General features: G+C 33.4%; 15 protein-coding genes, 1 pseudogene and 1 other annotated feature. All 16 genes and pseudogenes read right to left on the bottom strand.

What is annotated here, in order from left to right; translation table 11 throughout:
• Positions 1 to 129 (bottom strand): annotated as a pseudogene (locus tag IDG60_RS11925) (NRAMP family divalent metal transporter); the annotation flags it as partial.
• A 12-nt stretch (positions 130 to 141) separates the two neighbouring features.
• Positions 142 to 894: a 5-oxoprolinase subunit PxpA gene (gene pxpA / locus IDG60_RS11930; protein ID WP_001261793.1), complete on the bottom strand. Its 753-nt coding sequence runs from the start codon at positions 892 to 894 to the stop codon at positions 142 to 144.
• Positions 894 to 2,255: an acetyl-CoA carboxylase biotin carboxylase subunit gene (locus tag IDG60_RS11935; RefSeq protein ID WP_206160736.1), complete on the bottom strand. Its 1,362-nt coding sequence runs from the start codon at positions 2,253 to 2,255 to the stop codon at positions 894 to 896. The genes pxpA and IDG60_RS11935 overlap by 1 nt, the downstream gene beginning before the upstream one ends.
• Before the next feature lie 13 nt (positions 2,256 to 2,268).
• Positions 2,269 to 2,718 carry an acetyl-CoA carboxylase biotin carboxyl carrier protein gene (locus tag IDG60_RS11940; protein ID WP_001019340.1) on the bottom strand — a complete coding sequence of 150 codons (450 nt, stop codon included), beginning with the start codon at positions 2,716 to 2,718 and terminating at the stop codon, positions 2,269 to 2,271.
• Between the two features lies 1 nt (position 2,719).
• A complete protein-coding gene (locus IDG60_RS11945; protein WP_206160737.1) occupies positions 2,720 to 3,730 on the bottom strand; it encodes a 5-oxoprolinase subunit C family protein in 1,011 nt (336 codons plus the stop codon).
• Positions 3,720 to 4,454, bottom strand: a complete 735-nt coding sequence (gene pxpB, locus IDG60_RS11950) for a 5-oxoprolinase subunit PxpB (RefSeq protein WP_000383180.1) — start codon at positions 4,452 to 4,454, stop codon at positions 3,720 to 3,722. The genes IDG60_RS11945 and pxpB overlap by 11 nt, the downstream gene beginning before the upstream one ends.
• A 326-nt stretch (positions 4,455 to 4,780) precedes the next feature.
• Entirely contained in the window at positions 4,781 to 5,257 is a 477-nt protein-coding gene (gene greA / locus IDG60_RS11955) for a transcription elongation factor GreA (RefSeq protein ID WP_000431312.1), read from the bottom strand.
• A gap of 27 nt (positions 5,258 to 5,284) precedes the next feature.
• Positions 5,285 to 5,908, bottom strand: coding sequence for a uridine kinase (gene udk / locus IDG60_RS11960; RefSeq protein ID WP_000648617.1), 624 nt, complete (start codon positions 5,906 to 5,908; stop codon positions 5,285 to 5,287).
• On the bottom strand, positions 5,908 to 7,176 hold the full coding sequence (locus IDG60_RS11965; protein WP_000848304.1) for a peptidase U32 family protein: 1,269 nt from the start codon (positions 7,174 to 7,176) through the stop codon (positions 5,908 to 5,910). Before IDG60_RS11965 ends, udk begins: the two co-directional genes overlap by 1 nt.
• 11 nt (positions 7,177 to 7,187) lie before the next feature.
• Positions 7,188 to 8,111: a peptidase U32 family protein gene (locus IDG60_RS11970; protein ID WP_000137774.1), complete on the bottom strand. Its 924-nt coding sequence runs from the start codon at positions 8,109 to 8,111 to the stop codon at positions 7,188 to 7,190.
• A 2-nt stretch (positions 8,112 to 8,113) separates the two neighbouring features.
• On the bottom strand, positions 8,114 to 8,752 hold the full coding sequence (locus IDG60_RS11975; protein WP_000342258.1) for an O-methyltransferase: 639 nt from the start codon (positions 8,750 to 8,752) through the stop codon (positions 8,114 to 8,116).
• Positions 8,753 to 9,036: 284 nt separating this feature from the next.
• On the bottom strand, positions 9,037 to 9,345 hold the full coding sequence (locus tag IDG60_RS11980; RefSeq protein ID WP_000134779.1) for a DUF1292 domain-containing protein: 309 nt from the start codon (positions 9,343 to 9,345) through the stop codon (positions 9,037 to 9,039).
• Positions 9,346 to 9,359: 14 nt separating this feature from the next.
• Entirely contained in the window at positions 9,360 to 9,788 is a 429-nt protein-coding gene (gene ruvX, locus IDG60_RS11985; RefSeq protein ID WP_000939059.1) for a Holliday junction resolvase RuvX, read from the bottom strand.
• Positions 9,789 to 9,791: 3 nt separating this feature from the next.
• Positions 9,792 to 10,052, bottom strand: coding sequence for an IreB family regulatory phosphoprotein (locus tag IDG60_RS11990; protein WP_000426912.1), 261 nt, complete (start codon positions 10,050 to 10,052; stop codon positions 9,792 to 9,794).
• Positions 10,053 to 10,114: 62 nt separating this feature from the next.
• Positions 10,115 to 12,745 (bottom strand): alanine--tRNA ligase, encoded by a 2,631-nt coding sequence (alaS, locus tag IDG60_RS11995; protein ID WP_000734075.1) that lies wholly within the window; start codon positions 12,743 to 12,745, stop codon positions 10,115 to 10,117.
• Positions 12,746 to 12,876: 131 nt separating this feature from the next.
• Positions 12,877 to 13,054, bottom strand: a binding site (T-box leader).
• 33 nt (positions 13,055 to 13,087) lie between these two features.
• On the bottom strand, positions 13,088 to 14,188 hold a 1,101-nt coding region (locus tag IDG60_RS12000), incomplete at its 5' end, for an ATP-binding domain-containing protein (protein ID WP_164826306.1).

A 14,188-nucleotide genomic window follows, 5' to 3' on the forward strand; every position in this document is an offset into this window, starting at 1 on the left:
TGTTTGCGTTAAAAATGCTGGCCCAATTGCAGAAGTTGCCATCAAAAATACAGAACCTAATAATAACCTTTTATGATTTTTTGTGAATTCAAAGTCACTTTCTTTTTTAAGCTTTAAATTTCTCCCCATTTTTTTAGCCCCCTATAAGGATTGAATATCAATGCCTTCTTTCATTAAAATTTCTCTAATTTTCGAAACAAATAATAATGCATGTTCTCCATCACCATGCACACAAATTGTATCTGCTTGTAACGTTACTTCCTTATTGTTTTTTGAAATAACTTTATTTTCCTTCACCATCTTTAAAACCTGCTTAAGTGCTTCGTCAGTATCAGTAATCACAGCATCACTTTCTTTTCTACTAACGAGCTGCCCATCATCTTCGTATCGTCTATCAGCAAACACTTCAGAAGCTGTAATTAATCCGACATTCTTTGCTTCTGAAATTAGATATGAATTTGCTAATCCTACTAACACTAGTGATGGATCAAAGTCATAAACAGCTTGTGCTATAACGTTTGCTATTTCTCTGTCTTTTGCACCCATCTGATACAATGCACCATGCGGTTTAACATGATTAATTTTAAGTTGATGAATGCGACAAAACCCTTGTAATGCACCTAATTGATAAATCATCAAATTATAAATCTCGTCGTTAGAGATATCTATATTTCGTCTGCCAAAGCCTTTCAAATCAGGTAAACCAGGATGTGCACCTACTGCAACATTATGTGCTTTGGCAAGTTTTACCGTTTCATTCATTACATTTTCATCACCAGCGTGAAAACCACAAGCAACATTCGCACTTGTAATTAACGGAATAATTTGATGATCACCACCAAAGGAATAATTTCCAAATGCTTCGCCTAAATCACAATTCAAATCAACTCGCATTATAATTCCACCCCTTTAACAATTTGATGTTTTTCTAAAAATTTAATATCAACATCTTTTGCATCTCCATCACGATATAGTGGATAATTTAAAACTGCATATAAAAAATCGGCAGTTGTAGAAAATCCATCTATCACCATTTCATCTAAGGTGACTTTCAACTTATCAATTGCTGAAGCTCTATCATGAGATTTTACAATTACTTTAGCTACTAAAGAATCATAATATGGTGAAACTTGATAACCGTGATATAGTAAAGAATCGACTCGCACATTAAAGCCTTGAGGTAAATGTAACGCTGTCACTTTACCTGGTGTTGGTTGAAATTTCTTTTCAGGATTTTCGGCATTTATTCTCGCTTCTATCACATGACCATTAAATTGAATATCGCTTTGTGAAAAAGGTAAATGATTATGTTCCAATAAATACAGTTGTGCTGCAACCAAATCACGTTCTGCTCGCATCTCTGTAACAGTATGTTCAACTTGTATTCGAGCATTCATTTCAATAAAGTAATGTGCGGTATCAGTTACTAAAAATTCAATCGTACCTGCACTTCTATAATTTGCTGCACGTGCAACTTTAACAGCATCGTTACATATTTGTTGTCGTCGTTCTTCAGTTAATGCTGCACAAGGAGATTCTTCGATTAATTTTTGATTTTTACGTTGTACAGAACAATCACGTTCCCCTAAATGTACATAATTATCCTGCCCATCTCCCATAACTTGAACTTCAACATGTTTTGCAACAGGTATAAAAGCCTCAACATAAACACGATCATCATCAAAGTATTTTTTTCCTTCACTTTTAGCTTCTTTAAATGCCTTTTCTAAATCTTCAGCTTTCTTTACAATACGTATACCTTTACCACCACCGCCACTGGCAGCTTTGATAACAACTGGATAACCGATGTCTTTGGCAAGATTCTCAATTTCAGACACATGATTCACAGCACCATTTGATCCTGGAATCACAGGAACACCTGCATGATGAACTGTTTGTCTTGCTGTTATTTTATCCCCCATCATTTCCATCGTTTTTTTAGTAGGCCCTATAAACGCTATGCCTTGTTCCTCAACGGTTTGAGCAAATTTTGTTGATTCTGATAAAAAGCCATATCCTGGGTGAATTGCATTAGCACCAGTGATTTGTGCAGCAGATATGATGCGGTCAATATTTAAATAACTACCTAAAGCATTAGCTTCCCCAATACATATAGCTTGATCTGCTAAATGTACATGCAAGCTTTGCTCGTCCCCTTTTGCATAAACTGCTACAGTTTCAATCCCATATTCTCTGCAAGCTCTTATAATCCTTACAGCAATTTCACCTCTGTTCGCAATTAAACAACGAAGCATTTACTTACCCCCTTTACTTAATACGTACCAAAACTTGGTCGTATTCAACATTTGTGCCATGATCAGCTACTATTTCAGTAATTTCTCCAGCAACATCTGTTGTTACCTCGTTTAATACTTTCATCGCTTCAACATATCCTATAATATCTCCCTTGTTAACTTTGTCACCGACATTCACAATTGGTTCAGTTAATTCTTTACTATCTTGTAAAAAGAATGTACCTACCATTGGTGATTTAATGTCATGATAATCATTTGTCGAAACATCGGAGTTATCATTCGCTTTTGAAGCTGTCAAATCATTATTGTTCATACTTTGATTTGATTGATTACTGTGTGCAGCCAAATGATTCGAGTCAGTGAAGTCAATTTCTATTTCATCTTCAAAATTTTTATATTTAAATTTCTTAACATCATTTTCCTTCACTAATTTGATTATTTGTTCGATTTTTTCAATATTCATTTTACAAATCCCCTTTTAAAATTGTTGATAATTTTTTCGAAGTATGTCGCAAGCTAGATGTATCAAAAATTGGAGTCTTTTGATGACTCTTAAGAATTTCATTAAACAGAGACATTTGTTCCCGATTCTTATCTACAGCTTCTTGGAATGATATCCATTTAAATTGAATTGTATCTTTTGGTTTCATCTGTGCTAACTTTGGCAGATCAAATTTGCATACAGTTGCAATTTTGGTATAACCACCTATCGTTTGTTTATCATTAAGCAGAATAATAGGTTGACCATCATTTGGTACTTGAACACTACCAAGAGCAACCGGTTCAGAAATGATATCTGCTTGATTAATTGGTGCAACGCTGTCACCTTCCAAACGATAGCCCATACGGTCTGATTGTTCAGTAATTAAATATGGATGATTTACAATTTTCGCTCTAGCCTCTTCAGAAAATGCCTCGAATTGAGGTCCTTGAAGAATGTGTATAATATTATTTTCTGGCAATAAATCGTCCTGTAAATGAATCGTCTTTCCAATGTTTTCTTTAAAGTCATTATTTATTTTCACTGTTATTACATCATTAGCTAATAACTTTCTACCTTTGAATCCTCCTATACTGCTTCGGGTATGTGTTGCATAACTTTCAGCAATAAGAGGTACGTTGATAGAATGACCAAAAGTAAGATAACCGCGTGCACCTTTGGTTATAGCACCTATTTTTAAAATGTCACCTTTCTCAGCTAATATGACAGAATTCATTGATATAGTTTTATTATTTAGCGAAGCATTAATACTACCACCGGTTATAACAAATGTATTTTGCGTATTAAATTGAATGGTAGGACCAATCAAAGTATATTCAATCGCTGGACCATCATTGTTAATTAATGACTGCGCAACCTTAAAACTAAATTGATCCATGGCACCTGCGCCTGAAAATCCAATATGTTCATAACCTATTCTTCCTAGATCTTGTACCGTTGAAAAGAGACCTGGTTGTAAAATCTTAATTGACATTTTCAATCACCACCCAGTCATCAACATTAAAGTTGCCATCTGATATATCTCTTTCGATTTGTATAAATTTCTGTTCATCTATTGCATAAAATTGTATCCATTCTCCTGCTTCGTACATTGACATTGGTTCACGCTCGCTGCTAAATACTTTTAACGGTGTGCGTCCAATAATTTGCCATCCGCCAGGAGAATCTGATGGATATAGTCCTGTTTGATTATTCGCAATACCTACAGAACCTGCATGAATTTTTAACCTTGGCTGATTACGTCTAGGTGTATGTAGTTGTTCATCAAGTCCGCCTAAGTATGGAAATCCTGGCATAAATCCTAGCATATATATTAAATAAGGTTTACTTGTATGTTTTTCAATAACTTGCTCAACAGTTATTCGATTATGCTTTGCTACTTCTTCAATATCTGGTCCATATGTACCACCATATTGAACAGGTATTTTAATAATACGATTGGTTTGATTCACAGCATGAACATTTTTTTCATTAAATTTGTTAAGTTCTAAATTTTCAATTAATTTAGAAGATGTTATAGCTTGTTCATCAAAATATATTAGAACTGCTCGATACGAAGGGACAATATCTTGAATTTCTAATATTTCTTTTTCTCGTATCCACCGTACCATTGCTGTGACATTACGATATGTCTCTTCGGATATTTTATTTTCAAAATAAATCATAATTGTCTGCTCGTTAATAAATCTTACATCCACTTTAAATCCCCCTTTGTATTGCAATAAACCAGTATTGAATACCTTTTCATTGTATCATTGAGAAGCACAAGTTGTTTAATAAGTAATTCAAATCGCATACAATAACAAATGATAATCAATTTGTTTTCTCGGAAATATTTTGCTTTTTTTAAAATGGAGTAGTTAATATTGTAACTCTTACACTAATTTAGGTTCTGCTATCATTCGGTCTGATGGAAAATTTTTACTTTTCATCTGTCCGATTTTTTGATTTTGAATATAAAAAAGCACGACCGAAGTATCATTAACACACTTCAATCGCGCAATTAAACAATCTATTTGATCATTTATTGGATATTAACAATTTTTACGTTCATTTCGCCACCATTAGGTAGTGGAACACGAACTTCATCATCTAAACCTTTACCAATTAACGCTTTAGCCATTGGTGATTCATTTGAAATCTTACCATTAAATGCATCTGATTCAGCTGAACCAACGATTTGATAACTTTCCTCTTCATCACCTGGTAATTCTACAAACGTTACTGTTTTACCAATTTTAACAACGTTGTTATCTCCAGTATCTTCAATGATTAATGCATTTCTTAACATATGCTCAATTCTTTGAATATCTTGTTCGATGAATCCTTGTTCATCTTTTGCTGCATCATACTCAGAGTTCTCTGATAAGTCACCAAATGAACGTGCAACTTTAATTTTCTCTACAACTTCAGGACGCTTAACTGTTTTTAATTCTTCAAGTTCACGCTCTAATTTTTCAAAACCTTCTTGAGTCATTGGATATTGCTTTTGATTTTCCATATTGTCATCTTCCTTTACTGAATTATACTATTGCTTGCTAACTAAAGACTGAATTTTTGTTGTCATAATATCTATTGCAACTTTATTGCTCCCACCTTCAGGAATAATTATATCAGCATATTTCTTAGTCGGTTCAATAAATTGGTCATGCATAGGTCTAACAACACTTAAATATTGATTGATAACAGAGTCCATTGAACGCCCACGCTCTTTAGTATCTCGTGTTAAACGGCGTAATATTCTCAAGTCTGCATCTGTATCAACATATATTTTAACATCCATCATATCACGTAATACCTTATTTTCTAAAGCGAAAATACCTTCTACGATAATAACATCTTTAGGTTTAAAATCAATGGTAATGTCACTTCTTGTATGACTAGCATAATCATATGTCGGTACTTCTACTGCTTTACCATTTTTCAAGTCTTTAAGATTTTCAATTAATAAATCATTATCGAATGCAAATGGATGGTCATAATTGGTTTCTAGGCGCTCGTCGAAAGTCAAGTGCTTTTGATCTTTATAATAGTAATCTTGAGCAAGTAAAGCGACACTATGACCTTCTAAGTTTTTCATAATTTCGTTAGTTACAGTTGTTTTTCCTGAGCCAGATCCACCAGCTATGCCAATGATTGTAGTAGCTTTCATTAGCCAATTTCCTTTCTCATCATGTTGTTTGGATATATCGGGCGATCCACTTTAATTTGAACGATTTGTAATGGATGGCGCGCCGCGTCTAAGCTGTTACCTTCTTCATCATAAATTGCTTCTACTACTTGTGTAAATGTTTCAATTTCTGGACCAAAGAATTCTATTTCTTGACCTGGTTTAAAGTTATTTCGTTGTTGAATAGTCGCAATTTTTGTATCTTCATTATAGTCTAATACCAAACCACAAAAATCAAATGGTGATTTTTTAGATTGTTGTTGACCAAACATCTGTTCTTCATAACCAGGTGTTCCCTCAAAGAATGCTGGTGCAGTGTCTCTATTTGCACATTTATCTAACTCAATTAACCATTCCGGATTAATCTTAAAGTTGTCAGGATCTGCCGCATACGCATCAATGACTTTACGATATACTGAGACAACTGTTGCAATATAATGAATTGACTTCATACGTCCTTCAATTTTTAATGAGTCCACACCAATATCCATCATTTGAGGAATTGATTCGATTAATTTTAAATCTTTAGGACTCATCGCAAACGGTGTAACTTCACCTTGATTATAAAAAACATCAAGTTCACCATTATCATCAACTTCTAATAATTCATAATCCCAACGGCAACTTTGACAGCAACCGCCTCTGTTGGAATCCCTTGCAGTCATATGATTACTTAATGTACATCTACCTGAATAGGCGATACACATAGCACCATGAATAAATGCTTCGATTTCAATATCTACTTTTTCCTTCATTTCACGCATTTCCATCGCGCCGGTCTCACGTGCTAATACAACACGATCCAATCCTTCTTCTTTCCAATATTCTACAGCTTTGTAATTAGAAAGTGATTGTTGAGTAGATAAATGAATTTCAAGTTTTGGCGCAACTTCTTTACATGTTTCGATAATTAAAGGATCTGCAACAATGATACCTGTCGCACCAGTCTTTTCCAAATTACGCAAATATGATTCTAGACCTTCAATATTCTCATCATGTGCAATAATATTTGTCGTAACATAAATTTTGGCACCGTAACGGTTCGCAAATTCAACACCTTCAGCTATTTCTTCCATCGTGAAATTATCAGCATTTGAACGTAATCCATATTCTTGACCACCTAAAAATACGGCATCAGCGCCATAATGTACTGCTATTTTTAACTTTTCTAAGTTTCCAGCAGGTGCTAATAATTCTGGTTTCTTCATAACTGTTTTAGGAGTTGATTTAATCTCTTCTATTGTCTTCATGATTAACCTCCTTAATATACTGTTTGTTTATATAAGAAACCTTCGTCAAATGGTCGATGATCAGGTTGAATTTCTTCAATTGGATCAATCAACATAAATTTCTCATCTTCATAGATTTCAGGATCTTCATTGTACAAATCTATCGCTTGACGATACTGTTCCGTTACCACATTAATATATTCTTCCGTTTGTAGAATACCATCGATTTTAAATGAATCTATACCCGCCTCAAAAAATGGTGCTAATTCTTCAATTAAACAAATGTCGTTTGGTGACATAATGTGCGTACCATTGTAATCTTCGTAAACTGGGTAATTATTTTGTCTTTCTTCATCATAAAGTAATAAAGATTGTTCATCATTGCGACGTTCAATTTTCATTTGGCGATCTTGGAACGTATAATAATTGCCTAGTAGCATACGCTTTGATTGGAACATACAAGTCATTCCTTGAACTTGCACCTCAATTTCCACATTTGAATTTTCTTTTATATTAATAATTTCATCCAAATTCAGCTCACGTGCTAAGACAGCTCTTGATGCGCCTCTTTTACCCCAGTAATTACATTGAAAATGATTAGTTACTAACGTCTCTGCATTCCAATGAAGTGGTATTGGATTTTCTTGCGCCTTCACATACATTACTACTGCTGGATCCCCGAAAATAATTCTGTCAACTCGTATTTCATGTAAAAAATTAATATAATCTTCTACAGCATCTAAATGATAATTATGAAATAATCCATTCACTGCCGCATATACTTTTTTATCGTTTTTGTGAGCTAATGCGACAGCCTCTGTCATTTGTTGTCTATTGAATTCCCCTGGAAGTCTTAAACCAAACTTTTGCTCGCCAATTACAAAAGCATCTGCACCTAAATCAATAAGTGTTTCCATATGGCTTAATGACTTGGGTGTGACAAGTAATTCTGTCATAGTCATTCTCCTTTAATTGAAATCGCTAATCCATCGTCTATATTTAAAAAATTCGTTGTATATCCTGGTTGCTTTATTAACCACTCATTATAATCTTGAACCTTTTTAACCATTTGTCTTACATTTCTCGATCTAACAATCCCAATATCCGATACAAAACCGTGATATAAAACATTATCTGTAATTACGAGACCTTGGTGCTTTAAAAGTGGTGTATATATTTCAAAAAATTTCTTTGATTGCGCTTTTGCTGCATCAATAAATATCATATCATAAACTTTGTCATTTACATTTTCAAATTGCTCTAAAGCATTACCTTCAATAATTCGAACCTGGTTTTCAAAATGATAAGTAGCTAAATTTTGTTTAGCATATTGAATCATCGTTTCATTACGCTCTATCGTTGTGACATGAATGTCATCAGATATAGAAGCGAATTGCATAGAACTATAGCCGATTGCTGTACCAATTTCTAAAATATTTTTAACATTATTCATACGAATTAATTGCTTAATTAAATCTAATGTTAAACGATCTACAATTGGCACTTCATTTCCCTCGGCAAATTCACGCAAAACTTCGATTGAACTATTTTGATGTTGATGTAAATCTATTAAATATTTTTTATTTAGGTCATCCATGTTTTAAACTTCCTTTATGTAAAATAAGTCAATATGATTATGACAATAAAATAAATCAGCCTTCACAATTGATTATAATTTTGCCAACCAATTAAATGACTGATTTCGTGTTAGACGCAAAGCTATTTTATTTATAGAAGCGAATCATTCATATAAAATTTAACTTTAGATATTTTACCATATTTTCAATAAAATTATAAGCGTTAATTATTTATACATTGCTTGACTTAAAAAAATACTCTTGCCTACCCATCTTAAGGTTAGCAAGAGTAAAATCTTTTTAATTATTCTTCCATTTCAGTATTTACAACTTCTTCAATCATGTCCCATTCTTCATCAGTTTCGATTGGTACTAACTTACCACCGTCACCTGACTCATCTGGTTCATTGATCATTGGTACAAGCTCAATCATATCGTCTTCATCTGATTGAGCACCTTCTTCAGCTAAGATAACATACTCTTTTTTGAATTCAGGATGATAAAATTCTAAAACTTTTCGGTATAAAACTTCATTTCCCTCTTCATCGAATAAAGTTAATAATTCTTCTTCGTTATTAATTTCTAGTTGTGAATCATGATTATGTTCAGTCATAGTAAAATCTCCTTTTAATGTAGTGAATCTAAATAGCCTTGTAAAATAAATACCGCTGCCATTTTATCAATCACTTGTTTTCTTTTTTGTCTTGAAACATCTGCTTCTAATAATGATCGTTCAGCAGCCATTGTGCTTAATCTTTCATCCCACATCACAATCTCAATAGAAGGATAAGCTTCTAATAATTTTTCTTTATATGTTAACGAAGCTTCGCCTCGAAATCCTATTGAATTATTCATGTTTTTAGGTAGTCCTATTACGACTGTACCCACATTATGTTTTTTAATAATGTCTACTAATTGGTCAATACCTAATTCATTATTTTCTTCATTGATTCGGAGTGTGTCTAATCCTTGTGCCGTCCAACCCATTATATCACTAATTGCAATTCCTACCGTTCTACTACCGACATCGAGTCCTAAAATTTTATGTTGTAACATAAATTATTTATTTTGCTCTTTTAAATAGTAAGAAACAAGTTCTTCCATAATAACATCTCTATCAATATGACGAATTTGATTTCTTGCTTCATTTTGGCGTGGAATATACGCAGGGTCACCTGATAATAAATAACCTACAATTTGGTTTACGGCATTATATCCTCGTTCATCTAATGTTCGATAAACATTATTTAAAACATCTCTTACATCTTGCGTTGGAAGTTCTTCATAGTCGAATTTCATTGTTTTATCAAAGTTTTCCATTTGCGACACTCCTTTAATTACAAATATAACTCACTATCATCATACAATATTATGGCTTTAAATTATAGATTTTTAATGTAATCTTTAATAAAGCTTAATGATTTTGAGATATTTTCAGGTTGTGTACCGCCACCTTGAGCCATATCTGGACGACCGCCACCTTTACCACCAACGATTGGTGCCATTTGTTTGATAAGATCACCGGCTTTAACGTTATTTGTTAAAGATTTAGGGACAGTTGCAACCATCGATACTTTATCATCAACATTACTTGCAAGAATGATAATTGTATCTTGTAGTTTAGATTTAAAATCATCCATTGTCGAGCGAATTGCTTTCGCATTTGGTACATCCACTTCAGTAACCAATACTTTATAGCCATTGATTTCTTCAACTTGATCTTCAATATTACCCATTTTAAGTGATGTGATTTCTTTGTCACGTTGCTCTAATTGTTTTAATAATGCTTTTTCTTCATCTTGTAATTGTGTTAACTTTTCGACTACTTGATCATCAGATTTCACTTTCATCTGTGATTTCATCGTATTAAATTTCTCTTGAATATCTTCTAAATATAAGAAAGCTGCTTTACCTGTTAATGCTTCAATACGACGCACACCAGCTCCTGTACCTGACTCACTTACTATTTTGAATAAGCCAATTTCAGAAGTATTGCGGACATGAATACCACCACATAATTCAATTGAAAATGGTGCCATATTTACTACACGCACAACATCACCATATTTTTCACCGAATAATGCCATTGCGCCCATTTCTTTAGCTGAAGCAATATCCATTTCTTGAATGTTAACGTCAATACCTTTCCAAATTTCTTCATTTACTAAGCGTTCAACTTGATCAATTTCATCATTAGTCATTGGACCAAAATGAGAGAAATCAAAACGTAAACGATCTGCTTCTACTAGTGAACCAGCTTGGTTAACATGATCACCCAGTACTGATTTCAACGCTGCATGTAATAAATGTGTTGCACTATGGTTCTTTTGAATGTCACGTCGATCATTTTGGTTCACTTCAGCAGACACTGTAGCGCCAACATTTACTTGGCCAAATTGTACTACTCCTTTATGCAAGTTTTGACCATTTGGTGCTTTGGTTACTTCACTAACAGCAATTTCAAAATTGTCATTATAAACAATACCTGTATCCGCAACTTGTCCACCACTGACTGCATAAAATGGTGTTTCCGTTAACATGAAGTATACTGTTTCACCCGCTTCAACTTGTGAAACTTCTTCACCATTATATATCAAGTGTGTTAGTGTTGTTTGAGCTGTCGCAGTATCATAACCAACAAAAGTACTTGCAGATGTAATATTTTTCAATACTTCACTTTGAACTTGCATTGATTGAGAATTTTGACGTGCTTGACGTGCACGATCACGTTGTTGTTGCATTTCTGACTCAAATGTTGTCATATCAACTTTCAATCCTGCTTGCACTGCTATTTCTTCAGTTAATTCAATTGGGAACCCGTACGTATCATACAATTTAAATGCATCTTTCCCATTAATTTCATTTGTTGTCGCTTTAGCTTTTTTAATTAATTCATTTAAAATCGCTAAACCATCTTCTAATGTTTCATGGAATCGTTCTTCTTCAGACTTTATAACACGCTTAATGAAATCTGCTTTTTCCTTAACATTTGGATAATATGGTTCCATAATGTCTGCAACAATATCAACAAGTTTGTACATAAATGGCTCATTGATTCCTAACGTTTGACTAAAACGAACGGCACGACGTAACAATCGACGTAATACATATCCTCTACCTTCATTGGCAGGTAATGCACCATCAGAAATTGCAAATGCAATCGTACGAATGTGGTCAGCAATTACTTTAAATGCCACATCTTGTTCGTTGTTTACTAAATATTGTTTACCTGATACTTTTTCGATTTCATTCATTATAGGCATAAATAAATCTGTTTCATAGTTAGTACGTACATTTTGAGAAACTGAGGCCATACGCTCAAGCCCCATGCCGGTATCAATATTTTTATTAGGTAATGGTGTGTAACTATGATCTTTATTATGATTGAATTCACTAAATACTAAGTTCCATACTTCAAGATAGCGTTCATTTTCTCCACCTGGATACATTTCTTCTGCCGGATCGTCTTGTCCATATGCTTCTCCGCGATCATAGAAAATCTCAGTGTTCGGTCCTGAAGGCCCTTCACCAATATCCCAGAAGTTACCTTCAATGCGAATAATACGACTTTCTTCAAGCCCAATATCTTTATGCCAAATGTTATATGCTTCCATATCTTCCGGATGAATCGTAACGTACAATTTATCTGGCTCCATACCCATCCATTTATCACTCGTTAAAAATTCCCAAGCAAATTCAATCGCTTCTTGTTTAAAATAATCACCAATTGAGAAGTTACCTAACATTTCAAAGAATGTATGGTGACGCGCTGTGAAACCAACATTTTCAATATCATTTGTACGAATAGCTTTTTGAGAGTTTACAATTCTTGGCTTTTTAGGTGTTTCACGTCCATCAAAATATTTCTTTAATGTTGCTACACCTGAATTAATCCATAATAATGTATCATCATCAATTGGCACTAATGGTGCAGAAGGTTCAACCATATGTCCTTTTTCAACAAAGAAATCTAGATATTTTTGTCTAATTTCACTCGCTTTTAACTTTTTCATCTTTTACACATCCTATTTACTGTTTTTAAATTACCATTCCATAAAAATTGATGACACAGATAGTCGATTTGAAAAACTAGTATAAATCAATATCATTTTTTATTATTAAAAAATAAAAAACGCCCATCCTCAAAAGGGACGAACGTTATCGCGGTACCACCCTAGTTATAAATGCAATTCAACACATTTATCACTTTAAATCGACTATACAGTTGTGCATAAAGTAGCGTTCACTAATGTTTGTTGTACTTTTCACCAACCAGTACATCTCTGATAAACAAATCATTAACTACTCATCTTTATACGAATTTAATTCTATTTTAGTTACATTTACGCTTGTTGTCAACGTTCTATAAAGTCATACGGCGTGATTTCTCCCATATTAATCATTGGGTCAATTTTAAACATTGTAGCTTCCGTTAATACATTTATATCTGTTTTTGTTGAATCAGACGTAACTTCTCCACTATCATTCGATGACATTGGCGCTTCTACTTGATCATCTATTGTCGTTTGTGAAGCTCCTGTATCATTAGTTGCTGTGTTTTCCAGCATTTCTTCATCTTCTGAATTAAAATAATTTTTCAACAATGTACATAATTGTGTTAAACGCGCTTGACCATTTGTTTTTAATCCAATATCAAATGCTTCTGGATCACCAAGTAGAACTAAACTCGTTTTCGCTCTAGTTAAACCAGTATATAATATCGGTCTTTGTAACATTCTAAAATACTGTTTAACAATAGGCATGATAACAATAGGAAATTCTGAACCTTGTGATTTATGGATTGATGTACAATAAGCATGTGTTAATTCCATCATATCTTGTTTCGTAAATGTAATTTCATTACCTTCAAAATCCACAACAAGTACATCTTTATTAAGGGCATTTTCTTTCGCCCAAAAAATACCAACAATAACTCCTATGTCACCATTGAATATGTTATCATTTGGCCTATTAACAAGTTGTAATACTTTGTCACCTTTTCTAAAGACTACATCACCAAACTCAATTTCTCGTGTGTCTTTCTTTTTAGGGTTTAAAATATCTTGTAAAACTTGATTTAAACGTTTAATACCGGCATTTCCTTTATACATTGGTGCAAGCACTTGAATATCAGCCATAGTATACCCTTTATTAACAGCACTAGTAACTACCTTCTCAACAACTGTTGGTATTTGGTTTGCCTGACAGTTAATAAAACTTCTATCATGAAAACGCTGTGTAATATCAATTTTCTGACCCAATTTCATTCGATGTGCTAATTCTATAATGCTTGAACCATCTTGTTGACGATATACTTCAGTCAGATTAACTCGTGGTATAGCTTTCGATTCAATTAAATCTTTAAATACTTGACCAGGACCTACAGAAGGCAATTGGTCCTCATCACCTACAAATATCAATTGTGCATCTAAAGGAACTGCACTTAAAAATTGGTG

This window comes from Staphylococcus sp. EG-SA-2, assembly GCF_017152085.1.

Coding starts and splice junctions, on each gene's coding strand:
- pxpA (WP_001261793.1), bottom strand. CDS start 894: ATGCGAGTTGATTTGAATTGTGATTTAGGCGAAGCATTTGGAAATTAT.
- IDG60_RS11935 (WP_206160736.1), bottom strand. CDS start 2,255: ATGCTTCGTTGTTTAATTGCGAACAGAGGTGAAATTGCTGTAAGGATT.
- IDG60_RS11940 (WP_001019340.1), bottom strand. CDS start 2,718: ATGAATATTGAAAAAATCGAACAAATAATCAAATTAGTGAAGGAAAAT.
- IDG60_RS11945 (WP_206160737.1), bottom strand. CDS start 3,730: ATGTCAATTAAGATTTTACAACCAGGTCTCTTTTCAACGGTACAAGAT.
- greA (WP_000431312.1), bottom strand. CDS start 5,257: ATGGAAAATCAAAAGCAATATCCAATGACTCAAGAAGGTTTTGAAAAA.
- udk (WP_000648617.1), bottom strand. CDS start 5,908: ATGAAAGCTACTACAATCATTGGCATAGCTGGTGGATCTGGCTCAGGA.
- IDG60_RS11965 (WP_000848304.1), bottom strand. CDS start 7,176: ATGAAGACAATAGAAGAGATTAAATCAACTCCTAAAACAGTTATGAAG.
- IDG60_RS11970 (WP_000137774.1), bottom strand. CDS start 8,111: ATGACAGAATTACTTGTCACACCCAAGTCATTAAGCCATATGGAAACA.
- IDG60_RS11975 (WP_000342258.1), bottom strand. CDS start 8,752: ATGGATGACCTAAATAAAAAATATTTAATAGATTTACATCAACATCAA.
- IDG60_RS11980 (WP_000134779.1), bottom strand. CDS start 9,345: ATGACTGAACATAATCATGATTCACAACTAGAAATTAATAACGAAGAA.
- ruvX (WP_000939059.1), bottom strand. CDS start 9,788: ATGTTACAACATAAAATTTTAGGACTCGATGTCGGTAGTAGAACGGTA.
- IDG60_RS11990 (WP_000426912.1), bottom strand. CDS start 10,052: ATGGAAAACTTTGATAAAACAATGAAATTCGACTATGAAGAACTTCCA.
- alaS (WP_000734075.1), bottom strand. CDS start 12,745: ATGAAAAAGTTAAAAGCGAGTGAAATTAGACAAAAATATCTAGATTTC.